The sequence below is a fragment of the Streptomyces sp. NPDC033216 genome, assembly GCF_055577115.1.
In genome coordinates, this window is record NZ_JBVIQK010000025.1 from 16,120 (window position 1) to 35,116 (window position 18,997).

Here is an 18,997-nt window from a genome sequence, read left to right on the forward strand (position 1 = left end):
GAGCCCGGGACGGCCCGGGACGGGTCAGCCGTCCCGGGCCGCCTTCTTGTCCGCCACCGAGGTGCCGCCCACGAACCAGTGTTGCGGCGGGCATTCGTCCACCGTCACCCGGATCGCCTCCCGGGGTGTGCCGAGCGTGGTGTGCGCGGCCTCGGTGAGGGCCCGGCCGAGTGCGGCGATCTCCTCCTCGCTGCGGCCGCTCAGCAGGGTGACGTGGATGAGGGGCATGGAAACTCCTTGTCGGGTGGTGCGGCCGGGCCGCGGCACGGGGGCGCCGGAGCACCCGGTGTGCCGTCGGGTGCTCCGGGCCGGTCGGAGGTGACCGTGCGCGGCGAGGTCCTCGGCCAGGCAGCGGCCGGTGTGCACGTCACGGCGGCGGACCAGGTCCGCGGGGGTGCCCTCGAACACCACCCGGCCGCCGTGCCGGCCCGCCTCCGGGCCGAGGTCGATGATCCAGTCGGCGTACTTCAGCACGTCCAGGTCGTGTTCGATCACCACCACCGTGTTGCCGCCGTCGACGAGGCGGTCGAACAGGGCGAGCAGCTTGCCGAGGTCGGCCATGTGCAGACCGGTGGACGGTTCGTCGAACACGTAGACGCTGCCGGAGGTGTGCAGCCGGTGTGCCAGCTTCAACCGCTGACGCTCACCGCCGGACAGGGTGGACAGGGGCCGGCCGAGCGTGAGGTAGCCGAGGCCGACCTCGATGAGCAGGGTCAGCTTGCGGCGGACGGAGTCCTCGTCGAAGAACGCGATCGCCTCCTCGGCCGTCATGGCGAGGACGTCGACGATGGTCCGGCCGGACAGCGTGTGGCGCAGCGCCTCGTCGTTGAAGCGGCGCCCCTCGCAGCGCTCGCAGACGGTGGTGACCGGATCCATGAAGGCGAGGTCGGTCTCGATCACCCCGCGGCCCTGGCACTCCGGGCAGGCGCCCGCCGAGTTGAAGCTGAACAGTCCGGGGTCGGCCCCGGAGGCGCGGGCGAACAGGCGCCGGACGGTGTCCATGATGTCGGTGTACGTCGCGGGGGTGGAGCGGGAGGAGATCCCGATCGACGACTGGTCGACCACGACCGCTTCGTCCGGGTGCCGATCGACCAGTTCCCGGGCGAGCGAGCTCTTCCCCGAGCCGGCGACGCCGCTGAGCGCCACCAGCACGCCGGTGGGCACGTCGACCGTGACGTCCTGGAGGTTGTGCAGCCGGGCACCGCGGACCGTCAGCTTGCCCTGGGGGGCCCGCAGTCGCTCCTTCAGCCCGGGCACCGAGTCCAGGGCCCGGCCGGTCGGGGTGCCGGCTTTGCTCAACCCGGCCATCGAGCCCTCATAGACCACTTCGCCGCCCTGGCTGCCCGCGCCCGGACCCATGTCGACGACATGGTCGGCGACGGCGATGACGTCCCGGTCGTGCTCCACCACGAGTACCGTGTTGCCCTTGTCGCGCAGCGCGAGGAGCAGCGTGTTCAGGCGGCGCACGTCGCGCGGGTGCAGGCCCACGCTCGGCTCGTCGAAGATGTACGTCAGCCCGGTCAGACTGCTGCCCAGGTGACGCACGGTCTTCAGGCGCTGCGCCTCGCCGCCGGAGAGGGTGCTGGTCCGACGGTCGAGGCTGAGGTAGCCGAGTCCGACGGCCTCGATCCTGCGCAGCGCGGACAGGGACGCCTGCACCACCGGTTTGACCGACGGCGCGTCGATGCGCTCCAGGCGGCCGATGAGGTCGGTGATCTCCAGGGCGCAGTAGTCGGCGATGGTGTCGCCGGCGATGCGCGACGCGAGCGCGGCCGGTCCCAGCCGGGCGCCGCCGCAGACCTCGCAGGGCCCTTCCGTCACCACCTCTTCCACGGCCGCCCGTTCCTTCGCCTTGAGGGCGTCGAGGCCGGCCTTGAGGTAGCGGCGGGTGAAGCGCCGCACGACCCCTTCGTACTCGTTCTTGTAGACGCCGTGCCGTCCGGCCCGGTCGACCTTGAACCCGGAGCCGTGCAGCAGCAGTTCGCGGTCGTCGGCGGAGAACTCGCGCAGCGGCAGGTCCGGGTCGAAGAGGCCGGACTCCGCGTACAGCTGCCACTGGAAGGTGCCGACGGCGAAGGCGGGGAAGCGGATGGCGCCCTCGTTGAGGCTCCTGTCCTCGTCCAGCAGCCGGTTCAGGTCCAGCCGCAGCCGGGAACCGAGCCCCTCGCACCGCGGGCACATGCCGCGGGGGTCGTTGAAGGAGTACATGTGCGAAGGGCCCGCGCTGGGCGTGCCGTGCCGGGAGAACAGCACCCGCAGCATGGCGTGGACCTCGGTCATGGTGCCGACCGTCGAGCGGGCGTTGCCGCCGACCGGTCGCTGGTCGATCACGATGGCGGTGGAGAGGTTCTCGATGACCTCGGCGGCGGGCCGCTCGTACTTGGGCAGCCGGTTGCGGATGAACGCGGGGTACGTCTCGTTCATCTGCCGCTGCGACTCGACGGCGATCGTCCCGAAGACCAGGGAGGACTTGCCCGATCCCGACACGCCGGTGAAGACGGTCAGCCGTCCCTTCGGGATGCGCAGGCTGACGCCCTTGAGGTTGTTCTGCCGTGCTTCCCCCAAAACGATGAAGTCACCTGGGTCCGGTGACAGGTGGGACACCATGCCGTTCCTCTTCCATCCGCCGAAAAGATTTCTCTAGGGAAACTTATCCCCTCAAGAACGGTCCTCAATCCGCCACGGCATAGGCCTGCGCGCCGCGCGGGCTGGCCACAGCAGTGACCATGTTGTCACTGCTCAGAGCTGTCGCGCAGACCTTGCTCAGACTGTAGTCGGCGACCGTGCGCACCTGATGGCCGCGCCGCCGCAGTTCCTCGATGGTTTCCTGGGGCATCCCCTCTTCCAGGACGACCGTCCCGGGGGCGAAGCGCCGGGGGGTGAAGGACGTCGGTACGTGGTCGGTGTGGAAGGTCCGCGCCTCGACGGCCTCCTGGAGTCCCATGCCGTGTTCGGTGTGGCGCAGGAAGAACTGCAGGGTCCACTGGTCCTGCTGGTCGCCGCCCGGTGTGCCGAAGGCGAGGCAGGGTCGGCCGTCCCGGAGCACCAGGGTCGGGCTGAGGGTGGTGCGCGGGCGCTTGCCAGGAGCCAGCGCGTTGGCGTGCCCCCGGGTCAGCGTGGCCATCTGCCCCCGGGTGCCGAGCGGGAACCCGAGGCCCGGCACCACCGGCGAACTCTTCAGCCAGCCTCCGCTGGGGGTCGCGACGACCATGTTCCCGCGGGCGTCGGTGGCCGTGACGCAGCAGGTGTCGCCCCGGGCGGCCGTGGAGCGCACCACGGCCGGGATGCCTTCCTCCAGCTCACCGAGCCATGCGGGGCCGGCGGGGCCGGCGGACTCGTCGTGGACGGGGGGCAGCACCGGCGTCCGGCCGCCGGGCGAGCCCGGTCGCAGTGCGGTGGAGGCCTGGCGGCCGATCAGTTCACGGCGGGCCGCGCTGTAGGCGGGGTCGAGCAGGTCGTCGACCGGCACGTCCGCGTGGGCGGGGTCGCCGTACCAGGCCTCGCGGTCGGCGAAGGCCAGTTTGGCCGCCTCGGTGACCGTGTGCAGGAACTCGGCGCTCACCGGTCCCATGGCGGCGAGGTCCAAGCCCTGGAGCAGCGCGAGCTGCTGGAGGAAGACCGGGCCCTGCGACCAGGGACCGGGCTTGTGCACCGACAGGCCACGGTGGTCCAGGTGCAGCGAGGGCTCGACCGTGGCTCGCCAGCCGGCCAGGTCCGCCCCGGTGAGCAGGCCGCGGTGGCGGCGGCCGGTGGCGTCGATCTCCTCGGCCGTGGCGAGGTAGCGGTCGATGGTCTCGGCCACGAAGCCCTCGTAGAAGGCGCGCAGGGCCGCGTCGATCTGCTTGTCGCGGTCGGCGCCGGCCGCCCTGGCCTCGTCGAGGAGGCGCCGGTAGGTCCGGGCCAGGTCGGGGTTGGTCATGCGCTGACCTGGCCGGGGTGCTCCCCCGCGGACCAGGTAGGTGCGACCGGACTCGGTCCACTCCTCGCGGAAGAGCTCCTGCAGCGCCCCGATCATCGCCGCCGCCTTGGGGAGCAGCGGGTACCCGTGTTCGGCGTAGCCGATGGCCGGCTCCAGGACGTCCTCCAGGTTCAGGGTGCCGTACTCGGCGAGGACGCGCAGCCACGCGCCGAAGGCGCCGGGCACCACCGCGGGCAGCAGTCCCGAGCCGGGCACCACGGAGAGGCCGAGCTGCTCGAACCGCTCGATGGTCGCCGCCCGGGGCATGGGGCCCTGGCCGCAGACGACGTCGACGCGGCCGGACCCGGCCCGGTGGGCGAGGACGGGCACGTCTCCGCCGGGCCCGTTGAGGTGGGGTTCCACGACCTGGATGACGAACGCGGCGGCGACGGCCGCGTCGAACGCGTTGCCGCCCTTGTCGTACATGCGGAAGCCCGCGGCCGAGGCCAGCCAGTGGGTCGAGGCGACCGCGCCCCGGGTGCCGCGCAGCTCTGGACGGAACAACACAGTCGGGTTCCTCTCCTGTTCGTACCGGTTCTTCTTCGGCGGGTTCTTCTTCGGCGGGTTCTTCTTCGCCGTGCTCTCCCTGACGAGCTCTCCGTACCGTGTGGTGCGGGAAGCGGTGGTTCAGCGGGCGACTGCCGCCGTGCGGGGCAGGTGCATGCGGCCCGTGCCGGTGGCCGCGACCTCTCCGGTCACCTCGGCAGCCACCGCCCGGCCCTCGCGCACGGTCACGGCGCAGTCGAGCCGGGCCGGACGGCCCAGTCCCGCCCCCTGCCGGACCTGGTACGCGCTGGTGCCGTGCGCCGTCGGCACCAGGCCCGCACGGACGAGCCAGGCGCCCAGACCCAGGGCCGCGGAGGCGCACGCCGGGTCCTCCGGCATGCCGTACCCGGGAGCGAACACCCGCACGTCGGCCCGCCGGCGGCGGCTGTCGTAGGCGACCACCACCGCGTCGGGGCAGTCGGCCCACACGGGGTGCGCCGGCTGGTGCACGGCGCGGGCGACCGCCCCGCTCGCGACGGGCAGCACGTGGAACGCCGGCCCGAAACCGGTCACGCACGGCTCGGCCACCAGATCGTCCCCGGTCAGTCCGCACGCCTCCAGCAGCGGTTCCGCGTCCCAGGCGGCGGGCGGCGCCGGCTCACCGCGCACGGCGAGCGTGGCCCGGTGGGCGCTCGCGCGCACCGCCATCAGCCGCCCGCCGCACTCCTGGACCAGCTCCCCCGCCCGCAGCCGGCCCAGGCGGACCAGGGTGGCGGCCGTGCCGACGGCGGAGTGCCCGCCGTACGGCGACTCCCGCTGCGGGGTGAAGATCCGGACCCGGTGGGTGGCACCGGCCCTCCCGGGGGGCAGGACGAACGCGGTCTCGGTGAGACCGACCTCGCGGGCGACGGCCTGCATGCCGGCGTCGTCGAGTGCGCTCGCGTCCGGGACGACCCCGAGCGCGCAGCCCTCGAACGGGGTGCCGGTGAACATGTCGACGATCTCGTAGTCGATCACGGCTGCTCCTCGCTGCGGCCGGTCAGCACGTCGCGCGCGATCCGCTCCAGCACCCGCATGCTGCCCCGGTAGGGGAAGGACGGCCGGGGCCAGTGCACGACGAAGTCGGTGATGCCGAGCTCGCCGAAACGGCCGACGGCGTCGCGGTACGCCTCGACGGAGTCGAGGGTGCCGCCCACCATGGCACCGGTGAGCAGCAGTCGGCGCAAGGTGGAGGGGTCGCGTCCGGTCCGCTCGCACGCCTCGTCCAGGCGTGCCAGCTGCTCCTTGATCTCCGGCAGCGTCTCCTCGTACGGCCGGGCGTCGAAGTCGCCGGGCCGCCCCGCGGTGACCCACAGGTCGGCGTGGCGAGCCGCCAGCCGCATGCCGCGCGGCCCGGTCGCCGCGATGGCGAACGGCACCCGGGGCGTGGCCAGGCAGCCCGGGTGCATGGGCACCTCCCGGACGTCGTAATGGGTACCCGTGTATGTGGTGCTGCGCCGGGTCAGCAGCTCGTTGAGCAGCTCCACGAACTCGGCGAAACGGTCGGCACGTTGCCGCGGGGAGTAGGCGGTCGGGTCCACGACGCGGTCGTCGAGGCCGCCGGCCCCGGCTCCCAGCCCGCAGATGAAGCGGCCGCCGGCGATGTCATCGAGCGTCATCACGTCCTTGGCCAGCGTCACCGGGTGCCGGTAGGTGGGGGTGGCCACCATGGTGCCCACGGTGAGGGTGGAGGTGGCCTCGGCCGCCGCCGCCAAGGTGGGAACGGCACCGAACCAGGGTTCGTCGCGCAGCCACCGCCACATCAGCTGGTCGTAGGTCCAGGCGTGGTCGAATCCGAACTCCTCGGCGCGAACCCACTGTTCGCGGGCCCGTGACCAGCGCTGTTCGGGCAGGACGACGACTCCGTGCCGCACGGTCCGTCAGCTCCTCTCCTTGTCGTGTGTCCGGGGGGGGCGCGGGCTCAGCGGGCGATGCTGCCGTGGAGCAACCGCTCGTCGAGCGCGGCGGCCAGGCCGTCGACGCGGGCGAGCACGGCGTCGAAGTCGCGTTCGCAGGCCCGGGCGTCCTCGCTGCGCAGTTCCTCGGGGAGCGCGGCGTCCTCGGGCTCGGTCAGTCCGGGGTACAGGCCGTTGACCGAGACGTCCAGGCGCACCGCGGTCAGTCGGCGCCGGAGCTGGTCGAGGATCTCGGCGGTCGGCACGTCGGCGCGCAGGGTGAGGAAGTAGTTGTCGTAGACCAGCGCCTGCAGCCGGGGGTCGTGGGGCCGGGCCGCCGGGACGGTGTCCTGGAGCAGGGACCTGCCGCCGGGTACGAGCTTCGCGGCGACACCCGAGTGCACCAGGTGGTAGAGGCGGACCTCGTCGGCCAGCCGTCCGCCCTCGGGGGTGTCGTGCCACGGTGTCTTCCTGCCGCGCAGCAGCCGGCGCACGGGCGCGAAGTCCGGTGCCCAGGTGCCGCTGAAGCCGCGGTGCTGGAGGAACATGCTGGGCCGGATGACGTCGCCGTAGACGTCCTTGGGGCAGGAGCTGGTGTAGAGCAGCATCGCCGTGTAGGCCCGGGTGAGTTCCGTCATGGCCTTCAACGAGGGGGCGGGGTCCGGCCGCTCGTGCGCCTGGTGCAGTGCGTGGCCGAGTAACTGCCAGACGGCGAAGGTCACCTGGTGCCCGGTGATCCAACGGAACCAGAAGAGCTGGTGGGCCAGTTCGGGGTGGCCGGGAGCCGGTCCGGTGCGCGGGCAGGGCGGCCCGGCCGAACCGGCGGCGGGCTCCGCGCACAGCACGTCCGGGACGTCGGCCGCGGGCCGGTGCGGGGGTTCGGGCAGGGTCAGCGGCTCCAGGCCGTAGGGGAAGTCCCCGAAGTCCCAGCCCTCGGCCACCGGCAGTTCGGTGACGGTCCTGCGCGGCCCGGCGCTCATGCGGCACCTCCCGGGACGTAGGTGAACTCGAACTCCAGGCCGTTGGGGTCGAACAGGTAGCAGCTGTGCACCCCGTCCGCGTCGACCACGATGTCCGTGGGCTGCTCGTCGGTCGCGAAGTGGTAGCGGCCCGAGCGGTACAGATCCAGCCAGCGGTCACGCCAGGCTCGCAGCTCCTCGGGGGATCCGGCGGCGAGGCAGACGTGCTGGAACTGGGCCTTGCTACCGCCGGGCAGCACCGGCTCGTGCCCGGTGCGTTCGAACAGGTGGAAGCGGACGTCGGCGACGGTGACCTCGGTGAGCCGGGTGATGCCCGGGAGCCTGCTGAGGGTGAGATCCGAGAAGGTGGTGAGCGTCCACGTCTCGGCGCAGCCGAAGAAGTCCCTGTACCAGGCCAGGCAGTTGTCCAGGTCGCCGGTCTGGATGCCCAGGTGGTGCATCGCCGGCACCAGTTTCGCGGAGGGTGCTGCCTCCAGTGTGGGGGCCGAGGTTTCTCGCATGGTGCGACACTCCTTGGGAGGATGGTTTATCGCAGGGTTCCGAAAAGAGAGGCTAAGGAGCGGCCAGGACCGCAGTCAATGCCGTACCCATGGAATTTCTAGATATCCTCGATTCGAGAAACGTCTCCAATTCACTGATACGGAATTTAGGGCAGCCTCGACCAGCACGCTGACCTGCTTGTTCAACAGATCCGCGACAGCATTGCAGCCGAAATACACTCTTGCCATCGACGATTTTCTCGTGAATTATGGTGGTCATGGAACAAGAGCGATGGAACAGTGTCGACGCCTATTTCAGCTCCCTTCTCGTGAAGGAGGACGAAGCACTCTCGAAAGCCGCCAGGGCCCATGAGCACTTCGACCTGCCGGACCTGGCCGTCAGTGCCCCGCAGGGCAAACTGCTGCATCTGCTGGCTCGCATCGGCCACGCGCGGCGCATCCTGGAGATCGGCACCTTCGGCGGCTACAGCAGCATCTGGCTGGCCCGCGCGCTGCCGCCGGACGGCCGTCTGGTCACCATCGAGTGGGAGCGGTCCTTCGCCGACGCGGCCGCGTCCCGCCTCGCCGAGGCGGGGGTCGCCCACCTCGTCGAACAGCACGTCGGCCGGGCGCTGGACATCCTGCCCGCCCTGGACCGGCCCGGTACCGCCCCCTTCGACATGGTGTTCGTGGACGCCAACAAGCCCGACATCCCCGAGTACTTCACCTGGGCGCTGAAGCTGTCCCGGCCGGGCGCGGCGGTCGTCGTCGACAACGTCGTCCTGGGCGGCGCGGTGACCGACCCGGACCACACGGACGCCGGTGTCCAGGGAGTGCGCCGGTTCCACGAGCTGCTGGCCGGCCGCACGGACGTCACCGCCACCTCGATCCAGACCGTCGGCACCAAGGGGTACGACGGCTTCACGCTGGCCCTGATCACCGGTTGAGCCAGGTGGAGCGGCAGGGGCGGGCGGTCCTCCCCCGCCCCGTGCCGCACCGTCCGGCTCGCCAGGCGGCCGGCGGGCGGCGCCGCTCAGTCGATGTCGGGCGGCACCAGGTCCGGGGCCGTCCAGCCGTCCAGGTCGTACTCCGCCATGCACTGTTCGGCGAACCCCTTGTACTGGTCGACGAGACCGGAGGCCGTCTGGGCGTGCAGCAGTTCGATGCGGACGCTCTCGTGGTTGCCGGAGTAGTTCCGCTCATACAGCTCGTGCCGTCCGGCGAACTCCGTGCCCACCGAGTCCCAGATGAGCTTCATGAGCTTGGCGCGCTCCACCGCCTCGTAGCCGCCCGAGCCCCTCATGAAGCGATCCAGGTGGGGCCGGAGTTCGGGTTCCTGGAAGTCCTTGGCGGACGAAGTGAGGTAGATCAGGCCGCTGCTGAGGTCCTGCATGATGATCTCCCGCACCCTCGGGTAGCCGACCGTCATGAACCACCGGTACGCCATGCCGTAGTCGAGGTTGGGCAGCAGGGCACCGTCGTGCCAGGGGTCCGGGTTGTGCGCCATCGCGTCACTCAGCGCCCAGAACATGTTCCGCCAGGCGAGCACCTCGCCGACCCGGGTCTGGATGCCCCGGAAGTCCTTGGTGCCGGTCACCTCCAGGCCCTTGAGCAACAGGCCCGCGAGGAAGTCGAGTTTGACGGCCAGCCGGGTCACGCCGTGGAAGGTGAGCCGGTGGGTGAAACCGGACGTCTGCAAGAACGTGCCGGCCCGCGCGGTGTCCCCGTAGATGAGGACGTTCTCCCAGGGGATCTTGACCTTGTCCAAGATGAAGATGGTGTCGTTCTCGTCGAGCCGGCTCGACAGCGGGTAGTCGAACGGGCTGCCCGTGCGGCTCGCGGCCAGCTCGTAGGACTGGCGGCAGACCAGCTTCACACCAGGTGCCCCCAGGGGCAGGGTGGCGACAAGGGCGAACTCCTTCTTCTTCACGGGCAGTCCGTAGTGCGCCACGAAGTTGAAGTGGGTGAGCGCCGACCCGGTCGCCACCACCTTGGCGCCGCTGACCACCAGGCCGTCGTCGCACTCCTTCTCGACGTGCACGAAGACGTCGTCGACCTCGTCCGCGGGCCGGTGCCGGTCGACCGGTGGGTTGATCACCGCGTGGTTCCAGAACAGCACCTGCTCCTGGGCGGTGGCGTACCACCGGCGGGCATTGTCCGCGAAGTCGCCGTAATACTCCGGGTTCGCGCCGAGGGTGACCAGGAAGCTGGCCTTGTAGTCGGGGCTGCGCCCCATCCAGCCGTAGGTCAGCCGGGCCCACTCGGCGATGGCGTCCCGGTCCCCCACCAGGTCCTGCACACTGCGCGGAACCCGGTAGAACTTGTGGGTGAAGCCGTCGCTGCCGGTGTCGGTGGGCACGGTGAGGGTGTCGTGGTGCTCGGGGTCGTGCAGGGCGTCGTACAGACGGGCCGTCATCCGGACGGTGTTGCGGAACGCCGGGTGCTTGGTGACGTCGTCGACCTTCTCGCCGTACGCCCAGATCTCCCGCCCGTCGCGAATGCTCTCGATGTACTCGTCCCCCGTCAGCGGCCGGGTGACCCGAGCACCGCCGACGGGCTCCCCGGCCGTGCCGTGTGCTGCGGACTGTCCGTTGTCAGCTGCCATGTCCCTGCTCCCGTATCTTGTGATCGATGACGAACTGCTCCATGGCCGGTCCGGGGCCGTCCAGACAGAGCGACCACACCGCGGCGGGCGCCTCCGGCTGCGGCTCCTCCGGAACCAGACGGGGGAAGAGACCGCAGTGGAACAGCAGCGGCCGGCCCCCGGCCGCGGCGAACTCCTCGACGCGGCCGACGTGCAGCGTGTGGTCGCCGCCGTCGTAGGTGCGCCACGGGTGGCACACCAGGTGACCGAGTGTGCCGTCCAGCCGCGGCCGGTCGCCGTCGCCGTCCACCCAGGGCACGGCGTGCGCCGAGGGGCGGCCGGCGAAGTGCAGCGCCAGGTCCTGCTGGTGCTCGCCGAGCAGGTTGACGACGAAGGAACCGTCGTCCAGCAGGGCCGCCAGGCGGGTGCGGCGGTCCAGGGCGACCAGGACAAGCGGCGGATCGAGCGACACGGAGGTGAAGGAGTTCACCGTCGCCCCGTGCAACAGGGTGCCGCGCCGGCAGGTCACGACCGTCACACCGGTCGCGAAGTGGCCGAGGGTGCGCCGCAGTTCCCGCGGGTCGACGGCGGTGCCGGTCGTGGCCGGGGCGGTTCGGGTCGGGCTCACGCGTGCTCCTCCGCTCGATGGGACGTCAGGACGCCGGTGCGCCGCCCGGTCCGGCGGGACCGGTCCACCAGTTCGCGCAGGAGGTCCGGACCGTCCTCGGTGAGCAGCGACTCGGCATGGAACTGGACGGTGGCCAGCCCCGGGCCGTCCAGCGCGACCACCTCTCCCCCGTCCTCGCGCCACACGCGGGCCGCGGCGTCCGGCCCGGGCAGCGCGCACCGGTCGGTGTCGCAGCGCGCGGTGAAGCTGTTGTAGAAGCCGACGTGCCGCTCGCGCCCCCACAGGCCGACCCGCATCCGCGCTCCCTGGCGGGGCCGTGCGAGCCGCACCAGGCGCAATCCCAGCACCCCGCAGACAGCCTGGTGGCCGAGGCACACCGCGGCCAGGGGCAGCCGCTGGGCGAGGCGCCGGGCGGCCAGCGAGCGTAGCCGCGCCACCCGGGGGTCGGACACGTCCCGGGGGTCGCCGGGCCCCGGCCCCAGAAGCAGGACGGTGCCGGGGTCGTCAGCCACCTCCAGGGCGGACCACCAGGGGTGGAGGTCGACCCGGCAGCCCACCGCGCCGAGCTGCTGGGCGAGCATGCTGGTGAACCGGTCCTCCGCGTCGACCACCGCCACCCGCGGGCCGGGGCTGCGGGGCCTGGGCGGGCGCGCCCGGTCGCCGAGCCAGAAGGCGGCGACGGCGTCGTTGCGGGCGCGCAGTGCCCCACGCACCGCCGGGTCCGCGTCCAGCGAGCCAGCCGGGCCCGTGGCAGCGGGGGCCGGGAGACGGGCGCGGTCGTCGCGGGTCAGCGCGGTGAGCAGTCCGGCGGCCTTCGCCGTGGTCTCCGCGACCTCCTCGGCGGGTACCGAGTCGCGCACCACGGTCGCACCGGTGGTCAGGCGTACGGCGCCGTCCGCGGTGATGTCGGCGGTGCGCAGCAGGATGACCGCGTCCAGGGCGCGCCGTCCGTCCTCCCGGCCGGCCAGGGCGAGCACGCCGCTGTAGTAACCCCGGCCCGCAGGTTCGTGCCGGGCGATGACCCGGCAGGCGTTCTCCACCGGGCTGCCCGTCACCGTGGGCGCGGGCAGTGTGGCACGCAGGATGTCGGTCAGCGGCAGCGCGGACTCGCCGTGCAGGTGGTACTGGGTGTGGGCGAGGCGCGACATCCAGGCGAGCTCGGGCCCGCAGACGTTCACCCGGGGCCCGCACAGCTCGGTCATCATCTTCAGTTCCTCGTCCACGACCATGTAGAGCTCGTGGATCTCCTTGGGGTCGGCGAGGAACCGCAGCAGGCCGTCGCGGTCCGGGCCGCTGCCGGGCGGGTAGCGATAGGTGCCGCTGATGGGGTTCATCGACACCCGCGTGCCGGTCGCCCGCACGTGCTGTTCGGGGGAGCTGCCGATCAGGTACCGGTCGCCGGTGCAGACGAGGTACGTCCAGTAGGCGCCGCTCTCCGCGGTCAGCAGCCGCCGCAGGGCGGCCAGTGCCCGGGTGCGGTCGAAGTCGCGGATCCGGCCGTGCAGGCTGCGGGCGAGGACGAAATTGGAGCCCTCGCCCCTCTGGATCTCCCGGCGGGTGAGCGCGTCGACGCCGGCCGCGTACCGGTCGTCGTCCAGGTCGAACCCTTCCTCCTGCACGTGCAGTTCCCGCTCCGGCAGGAGCGCCAGCAGCCGGTCCAGGGGGACGGTGTGCTGGGTGGTGATGTCCATGGCGAGCAGCGGGGTGCCGTCGTCGGGGGCCGCGAAGCCGCGTTCGGCGATCTGCCGGTGCGGCACCAGGGCGAGGACCCGGTGCGCGGGGCCCGGCCCGTCCAGCGGTGCGGCGGGCGCGTCCGGGCCGGGCGCGGTGTCGAGCCGCAGGTCGGCCAGCGTAGCGGCGGTGCGGACGGGCCCGCTGACGACGTCCACGGTGTCGGGGTGTCCTGCGCCCGGACGGTGCAGGAGTGCGAACGGGGCGCCGGGTGCGGGCAACAGGGCGGCGAGGCCGTGGGCGCTGTGCACGGGACCGTTCATGCGGCGGCCCCCAGGACGGCGGGCAGTCGCCAATAGGCGGTCGCCGCGACGGCCTGCACCAGGTTCAGCCGGGGATCGCACAGGGTGCGGTAGGCCGGTCCGGGGGCAGGGGTGAAGCCGGCGCCGCTGCACTCGACGATGTCGTCCGGGGACGCCTCCAGATGCAGTCCGACGCTGCGGCCCCCTTCGGCGGAGACGATGTCGACGAACCGGCTGATCTCCGTCATGACGGCGGTGAGGCGACGCGTCTTCAGCCCGTGCACGGTGCGTTCCCCGTTGCCGTGCATCGGGTCGCACAGCCACAGCACCGGGTGGCCGGCCCGCCGCACCGCGCGTACCAGGGGGGCCAAGCCGTGGACGCGGGAGGCGCCGAACCGGGCGACCAGGGACAGCCGTCCCGGTGAGCGCTCCGGGTCGAGCGCGGCGCACAGGGCGAGCACCTGCTCCACGGTCGTGGTCGGGCCGATCTTGCAGGCGACGGGGTTGTCCACGTGCGCCAGCAGCCGTACGTGGGCGCCGTCGGGCTGCCGGGTCCGTTCGCCGACCCACGGCCAGTGGGTGCTGGCGAGGTAGCTGCGGCCCGAGCGGTGCCGGCGCACCTGGGGCAGTTCGTAGTCGAGCAGCAGTGCCTCGTGGCTGGTCCACACCCGCGCTTCGGCGGGCGCCCCCTCGCCGCGGCCGAGCCCGTCGAGAGAGGCGAGGGCCTGTCGGGCGGCCCGGTGGCAGCGGAGGATGCGGGCGGGGTCGGGGCGGCGCGCTGCGGGGTCGGGGTCGGGGGCGTTCACCAGCGCACCCCGGAAGACCGGCAGCCGGACGCCGTCGTGCTCCTCCTCCGGCTGGGAGCGGGGTTTGGCGTACTGTCCGGCGATCCGGCCCACCCGGACGACGGGCCGTCCGGCGCCGGTGCGCACGATGTCGCTGAGGACGTCCAGCATCTCAGCCTTGCGGGCCATGGCGGCCGGGTCGCACTCGGCGGGGTCCTCGGCGCAGTCACCGGCCTGGAGGACGCACAGTTCACCGTCGGCGGCGCGGGACAGCAGCCGGCGCAGGGCGAGCACGCTGTCGTAGGTCACCAGCGGTTCGGCGCGGGCCAGTTCGGCGTGGACTTGGGCGAGACGGCCGGGGTCGGGCCACTGTGGCTGCTGGGCGGCCGGCAGTGCCGCGACCACGGAGGGTATGAGGCTGTCGTATTCGGTATCGGGGCAGGAGCTCGTTGGCATGGCTTGCTCGTGCTTTCCGGTGTCCGGCGACCGCTGCGGCGATTGCCGTGCTGATGGATGGTCGGTAGGCGCCGGGTCGGCGGCGCCGTGGGGAGGGCCCGGGACACAGGGGTCTCCTCAGTCGCCGGCCAGTTCTCCGGCGGAGCGGAAGTAGCGGATCATCCGCGTGATCGCCTGCTGGTCGATGGCGGGCCACGCCAGGTCGAGTTCGGTCAGCAGGCGGGTGGTGGCGGCGTTGCCGTAGGTGTTGTCACCGAGTTCCAGGGCGCCCTCGCGGAAGAGGGGCACGGCAGCCGCCAGGGCGTTGCCGCCAGGGCGTCGGGCGGACTCCTCCAGCCGGGCCAGCCAGGTGTCGCCCGGGACGATCTCCAGGCAGTGGCCGTCGGCGCGGAGGGCCGCGTGGACCGGGGTGAAGTCCGATCCGCTCGGGTGGAACACGTGCAGAGTGCGGTTGTGGGTGGCGGGGTGGCGGGCGAGGGCGACCACGGCGCGGGCGACGAAGTCGACGGGCAGCAGATCGGTGGTCAGGTCCTCGGCCGGCGGTGCCGAGCCGAGTTCGATGAAGCTTTTGATCTGCCGCCACAGGAAGTCGTCGCTCTGGCAGGCGCCGGTGACGCTGTCGCCCGAGATCCGCCCGATGCGGTGGATGGTGACGGGGACGCCGTGGGCGCGGGCCGCGAGGGCCATGCGTTCGGCGACCCACTTGCTCTGGGTATAGCCGATGCCCAGCCTCTCGCACGCGTCGGGCACGTCGTCCTCGGTCAGGACCGCGCCGCCGGGCGACTCGCCCGGTGCGAACACGGCGATGGTGGACATGTACTGCAGGTGCTTGGGCCGGTCGGTGGCGGCGAAGCGCAGGACGTGGCGGAAGCCGTCCACGTTCGTCGGCTTCACCGAGGCGTACGGCAGCACGAAGTTGATGTGCGCGGCCGCGTGGTAGACGACGTCGACGGTGCCGGCCAGTGCGTCGTACTCATCGGCGGGCAGGGCGAAACCGGGCCGGCCGAGGTCTCCGGGCACCGCGCGCACCCGGTCCCAGTCGATCTGCCCGTCCAGCAGGTAGCGGTCGGCGGTGGCCCGCAGCCGGGCCGTGCCGGCCCGTGCGTCGGCCGCCCGCACCAGGCAGTGCACCCGGCCGCCGGGCCGTGCGGTCAGTTCCCGCAGCAGGTAAGCGCCGAGGAAACCGGTCGCACCGGTGAGCAGCACGTCGCCGGCCTGGGCGACGGGCACGGGGGTGCCGGTGACGGCGGGCAGGTCGTCCGTGAGTTCCGCGTCCGCCCGCAGCGTGGCGGGGGCGGTGGTGGGCGGCGCCGTGCCGGTGCCGAGCCGGGTGGCCATGCCCGCGACCGTGGGGTTCTCGAACAGGGCGCGCAGCGAGAGGTCCTGGTCGAACGCCCGGCGCAGCCGGTAGACCAGTTCGGTGGCGATGATGGAGTTGCCGCCGATGGCGAAGAAGTCCTCGTCCCGGCCCACCGCGGACACCTTCAGCACATCCGCCCACTCGGTGGCGATCCGCTGTTCGAGCCCGGGCCGGGGCGGTTGTGCGGGTTCGGGGGGTGCGGTGCGCGCCTCGGTCGCCCGTGCCGCGGCCAGGTCGGCGACGGCCCGGCGGTCGATCTTCCCGCTCGGGGTGGTGGGCATGCGCTCCACCGGGACGACCAGTGCGGGCACCATGTAGTCGGGCAGCGTGCCGGACACCGCGCGGCGCAACTCGGCGGTCTGCCAGGTCCGCGCGGACTCCAGGACCGCGACGAGGCGGCGGTCGCCAGGAGCGAGGTCCACGGCGGTGACCGCGGCGGAGGCGACACCGTCCAGGTCGTCGAGCGCGGCCTCGATCTCGGCAGGCTCGATCCGGTAGCCGCGGATCTTGATCTGGTCATCGGTCCGGCCGAGGTACTCCAGCTCCCCGTCGCCGTTCCAGCGCACCAGGTCCCCGGTGCGGTACAGCCGTTCGCCGGGACCGCCGAAGGGGTCCGGCAGGAAGCGGCGGGCCGTCTCCTCGGGCCGGTTGCGGTACCCGGGGGACAGCACGGGCCCGCCGATGTACAGCTCGCCCGGGACGCCGGGGGGTACGAGGCACAGGTGGGCGTCGAGGACCAGCAGCCGTACACCGTCCACCGGGCGGCCGATCGGCGGGGTGTCGGGCCAGGTGGCGGGCGCGCCGGTGAGGGGGTGCCAGCTGGCCAGGTGGGTTTCCGAGGGGCCGTACATGTTCACCAGCCGGAGCGCCGGGTGGCGGGCGGCGAACTGCCTGATCTGAGGGGAGACGACGAGGGCCTCGCCCACGGAGGTGACCTCGCGCAGGTCGTCCAGGCGCAGACCGGCGTCGGTGATCAGCGAGGCCAGCTGCTGGAGCGCGATGTAGGGCAGGTAGACGCGGTTGACACGGTGCCGCGCGAGGAAGCCGGCCAGGGCGTGCAGGTCCTTGCGCAGTTCCTCGGGGACGAGCACGAGGGTGCCGCCGACGCACAGGGTGCCGAGGATCTCCATGACAGAGACGTCGAACGACAGCGACATGTACTGCAGCGTCCGCCCGGTCGCCCCGCACGGTGAGCAGCGGTGCTGGGCGCGCACGAGGTTGGCCACGGTCCGGTCGGCGATGACGACACCCTTGGGCAGGCCGGTGGAGCCCGAGGTGTGCACGACGTAGATCTCGTCGTCGGGTGTCTTGGTGCGGCCGAGCCCGATGGCGGGGGCCGCGGCGATCCGCTCGGTGTTGCGGTCGAGGAGGAAGAGCTCCTCACCGCGCGGGAGTTCGCCGGCCAGCGTGCTGTCCGTGACGGTGACCAGGACGTCGGCGTCACGCAGGGTGTGGCTGAGCCGCGGGCGGGGGTAGGACGGGTCGAGCGGGACGTACGCCGCTCCGGTCTTCAGGACGGCTAACAGGGCGACGACCATGTCGCGGGAGCGCGGCAGGCAGATGCCGAGCCGGGTGCCGGGCGCCGCGCCACAGGCGCGCAGGACGTGGGCGAGCCGGTTGGCGCGCTCGTCGAGTTCCCGGTAGGTCACGGCGGTGTCGTCGTCCTCCAGCGCCACGGCGTCGGGGGTCGCCCGGGCCTGGGCCTCGAAGAGCTCCATGACGGGGGCGTCGTGCGCGGCGTGCGCGGTCAGGTCCCCGCGGGCGAGCACGGCACTGCGCTCTTCGGCGCCGAGCGCCTCCAGTTCGTGCAGCGCCGCGTCGGGGTGCCGGACGAACTGCTCCATCAGGTGCCGCAGCCGGCCGCCCATGGCCCGTACGGTCGCTTCGTCGAAGAGGTCCGCGTCGTACTCGATCAGGCAGTGCAGGCCGTCGGGTGCACGCTCGAAGACCAGGGACAGGTCGTACTTGGAGCCGTGCGCGGCGCCGCGCTCGACGCGCAGTTCGGTGCCGCCGTGGCGGATCCCGGAGCCGTTCTGGGTGAGCACGAGCATGGTCTGCACGAGTGGCGTGTAGCCGTTGCTGCGCGGCGGCTGGAGGCGCTCGACCACCTTCTCGAAGGGGGCCCACTTGTGCCGCAGCGCGTCGCCGACCTCCTGGCGTGCCTGGCTGAGCACGTCCCGGACGGTCATCCGGTCGTCGATCTCCTGCGCCAGCACGACCAGGTTGACGAAGTAGCCGATCAGGTCGTCGGTGGCAGGGTCGTCGCGGAGCGAGACAGGGCTGCCGATCAGTACACGCCGCTGGCGCGTGTGCCGGGACAGGAACACCGCGTAGGCGGCGACGAGGGCCATGAACAGGGTGACGCCCTCGTCCCGGGCGAGCGCCTCGAAGTCGTCCGCCAGGGAGGCCGGCAGGTGCAGTGCGAGGGTGCCGCCGCGGTGCCGCTGCACCGGGGGGCGGGGTCGGTCGGTGGGCAGGTCGAGCACCGGGAGCTCCCCGGCGAGCCGGTCGGCGAAGTGGTCGAGGGAGCGGGTCAGGACCTCGTCGGTGAGCCGGTCGCGGTACCACTGGCTGAAGTCCGCGTAGGTGGGCCGGAGCGAGTCGGCCTCGACCGGCAGGCCGCGGCCGATGCGGTCGTAGGCGTCGAGGAGTTCTCGCACGAAGATGCCGGCGGAGGCCGCGTCGGAGGCGATGTGGTGGATGTTGCAGATCACGGCCGACTGCTCCGCGGGCCCCAGGGCACACGTCACGGCGACGACAGGTCCGCATGCCAGGTCGAGGCGGAGGTTGGCCACGCGGTGCACCAGGGCGTCGAGTTCCTTGTCGTCGCCGTACCGGGCGACGTCGAAGAGGACCGCGTCGTCGTCCTGCGAGACGTTCTGCCGGAGCGTGCCGCCGTCCAGGGTATAGGTGGTGCGCAGGACCTCCTGGCGGCGCAGTACCCCGCGCACCGCCGCGTGCAGGCGTCCGGGGTCGGCCGGGAACGGCAGCCGGACGAAGAACGGGCCGTTGTAGGCGGCCGGGTTGGGCAGGTACTGGTCGATCAGCCAGATGCCGCTCTGGCCGTACGACGCCTCCACGGGCCGCCCGTCGCGTGGGGCGAGACCGGCGCGCAGTTCCGGTTCCCGAGGCGCTCCGCGCCGGTCGGCCAGGCGTCCGGCCACGTCGGCGGCGGTGGCGCCGGCCGCCAGGTCGGCACCGGTCACCTCGACGGCGAACACCGCCGTCAGCGTGGCGGCGAGGCCGTCGAGCACCTCCGGGCGGTCGCACGGGCCGGCGAGTGGTTCCTGCGCGGTGAGGTCGGCGCTGCCGAGAGCGGTCCGGGCGAGGTCGAGTACAGCGGTTTCGAGTGGGGAGTTCACCGGTCGTTGTCC

12 protein-coding genes are annotated in these 18,997 nt (G+C 72.4%); 1 reads left to right on the forward strand and 11 read right to left on the reverse strand.

Annotated features, from left to right (window positions below; all coding sequences use genetic code 11):
• Nucleotides 1–24: 24 nt before the first annotated feature.
• The 6 genes from ACZ5Y0_RS31170 to ACZ5Y0_RS31195 form a co-directional block, all read right to left on the reverse strand.
• The gene (locus tag ACZ5Y0_RS31170) at nt 25–2,607 is read right to left on the reverse strand and encodes an ATP-binding cassette domain-containing protein (RefSeq protein ID WP_469132020.1); all 2,583 of its coding nucleotides are present in this window, start codon (nt 2,605–2,607) and stop codon (nt 25–27) included.
• 64 nt (nt 2,608–2,671) lie between these two features.
• A complete protein-coding gene (locus ACZ5Y0_RS31175; protein ID WP_469132021.1) occupies nt 2,672–4,465 on the reverse strand; it encodes a gamma-glutamyltransferase family protein in 1,794 nt (597 codons plus the stop codon).
• A gap of 120 nt (nt 4,466–4,585) precedes the next feature.
• Nucleotides 4,586–5,461 carry a PhzF family phenazine biosynthesis protein gene (locus ACZ5Y0_RS31180; RefSeq protein WP_469132022.1) on the reverse strand — a complete coding sequence of 292 codons (876 nt, stop codon included), beginning with the start codon at nt 5,459–5,461 and terminating at the stop codon, nt 4,586–4,588.
• Nucleotides 5,458–6,357, reverse strand: a complete 900-nt coding sequence (locus tag ACZ5Y0_RS31185) for an LLM class flavin-dependent oxidoreductase (protein ID WP_469132023.1) — start codon at nt 6,355–6,357, stop codon at nt 5,458–5,460. The genes ACZ5Y0_RS31180 and ACZ5Y0_RS31185 overlap by 4 nt, the downstream gene beginning before the upstream one ends.
• 47 nt (nt 6,358–6,404) lie before the next feature.
• Nucleotides 6,405–7,358, reverse strand: a complete 954-nt coding sequence (locus ACZ5Y0_RS31190; RefSeq protein ID WP_386716575.1) for a hypothetical protein — start codon at nt 7,356–7,358, stop codon at nt 6,405–6,407.
• Nucleotides 7,355–7,858 (reverse strand): VOC family protein, encoded by a 504-nt coding sequence (locus ACZ5Y0_RS31195; protein ID WP_469132024.1) that lies wholly within the window; start codon nt 7,856–7,858, stop codon nt 7,355–7,357. The genes ACZ5Y0_RS31190 and ACZ5Y0_RS31195 overlap by 4 nt, the downstream gene beginning before the upstream one ends.
• A 257-nt stretch (nt 7,859–8,115) precedes the next feature.
• On the opposite strand from ACZ5Y0_RS31195, the gene ACZ5Y0_RS31200 reads away from it, so the two are divergent.
• Nucleotides 8,116–8,784 carry an O-methyltransferase gene (locus ACZ5Y0_RS31200; RefSeq protein ID WP_469132025.1) on the forward strand — a complete coding sequence of 223 codons (669 nt, stop codon included), beginning with the start codon at nt 8,116–8,118 and terminating at the stop codon, nt 8,782–8,784.
• A gap of 86 nt (nt 8,785–8,870) precedes the next feature.
• Here the strand turns inward: ACZ5Y0_RS31200 and ACZ5Y0_RS31205 are convergent, their stop codons facing one another.
• From ACZ5Y0_RS31205 to ACZ5Y0_RS31225, 5 genes are all read right to left on the reverse strand, one after another.
• The gene (locus tag ACZ5Y0_RS31205; RefSeq protein ID WP_469132026.1) at nt 8,871–10,442 is read right to left on the reverse strand and encodes a 4-hydroxyphenylacetate 3-hydroxylase N-terminal domain-containing protein; all 1,572 of its coding nucleotides are present in this window, start codon (nt 10,440–10,442) and stop codon (nt 8,871–8,873) included.
• Nucleotides 10,432–11,049: a flavin reductase family protein gene (locus ACZ5Y0_RS31210; RefSeq protein WP_469132027.1), complete on the reverse strand. Its 618-nt coding sequence runs from the start codon at nt 11,047–11,049 to the stop codon at nt 10,432–10,434. Before ACZ5Y0_RS31210 ends, ACZ5Y0_RS31205 begins: the two co-directional genes overlap by 11 nt.
• Nucleotides 11,046–13,043, reverse strand: a complete 1,998-nt coding sequence (locus ACZ5Y0_RS31215) for an anthranilate synthase family protein (protein ID WP_469132028.1) — start codon at nt 13,041–13,043, stop codon at nt 11,046–11,048. Before ACZ5Y0_RS31215 ends, ACZ5Y0_RS31210 begins: the two co-directional genes overlap by 4 nt.
• Nucleotides 13,040–14,212: a 3-deoxy-7-phosphoheptulonate synthase gene (locus ACZ5Y0_RS31220; RefSeq protein ID WP_469132029.1), complete on the reverse strand. Its 1,173-nt coding sequence runs from the start codon at nt 14,210–14,212 to the stop codon at nt 13,040–13,042. Before ACZ5Y0_RS31220 ends, ACZ5Y0_RS31215 begins: the two co-directional genes overlap by 4 nt.
• A 168-nt stretch (nt 14,213–14,380) precedes the next feature.
• Nucleotides 14,381–18,985 (reverse strand): non-ribosomal peptide synthetase family protein, encoded by a 4,605-nt coding sequence (locus tag ACZ5Y0_RS31225; RefSeq protein ID WP_469132030.1) that lies wholly within the window; start codon nt 18,983–18,985, stop codon nt 14,381–14,383.
• Nucleotides 18,986–18,997: the final 12 nt, after the last annotated feature.

Bases quoted from the DNA above. Each gene is read 5' to 3' on its own strand.
- ACZ5Y0_RS31170 (WP_469132020.1), bottom strand. From the start codon at position 2,607: ATGGTGTCCCACCTGTCACCGGACCCAGGTGACTTCATCGTTTTGGGG.
- ACZ5Y0_RS31190 (WP_386716575.1), bottom strand. From the start codon at position 7,358: ATGAGCGCCGGGCCGCGCAGGACCGTCACCGAACTGCCGGTGGCCGAG.
- ACZ5Y0_RS31195 (WP_469132024.1), bottom strand. From the start codon at position 7,858: ATGCGAGAAACCTCGGCCCCCACACTGGAGGCAGCACCCTCCGCGAAA.
- ACZ5Y0_RS31200 (WP_469132025.1), top strand. From the start codon at position 8,116: ATGGAACAAGAGCGATGGAACAGTGTCGACGCCTATTTCAGCTCCCTT.
- ACZ5Y0_RS31205 (WP_469132026.1), bottom strand. From the start codon at position 10,442: ATGGCAGCTGACAACGGACAGTCCGCAGCACACGGCACGGCCGGGGAG.
- ACZ5Y0_RS31215 (WP_469132028.1), bottom strand. From the start codon at position 13,043: ATGAACGGTCCCGTGCACAGCGCCCACGGCCTCGCCGCCCTGTTGCCC.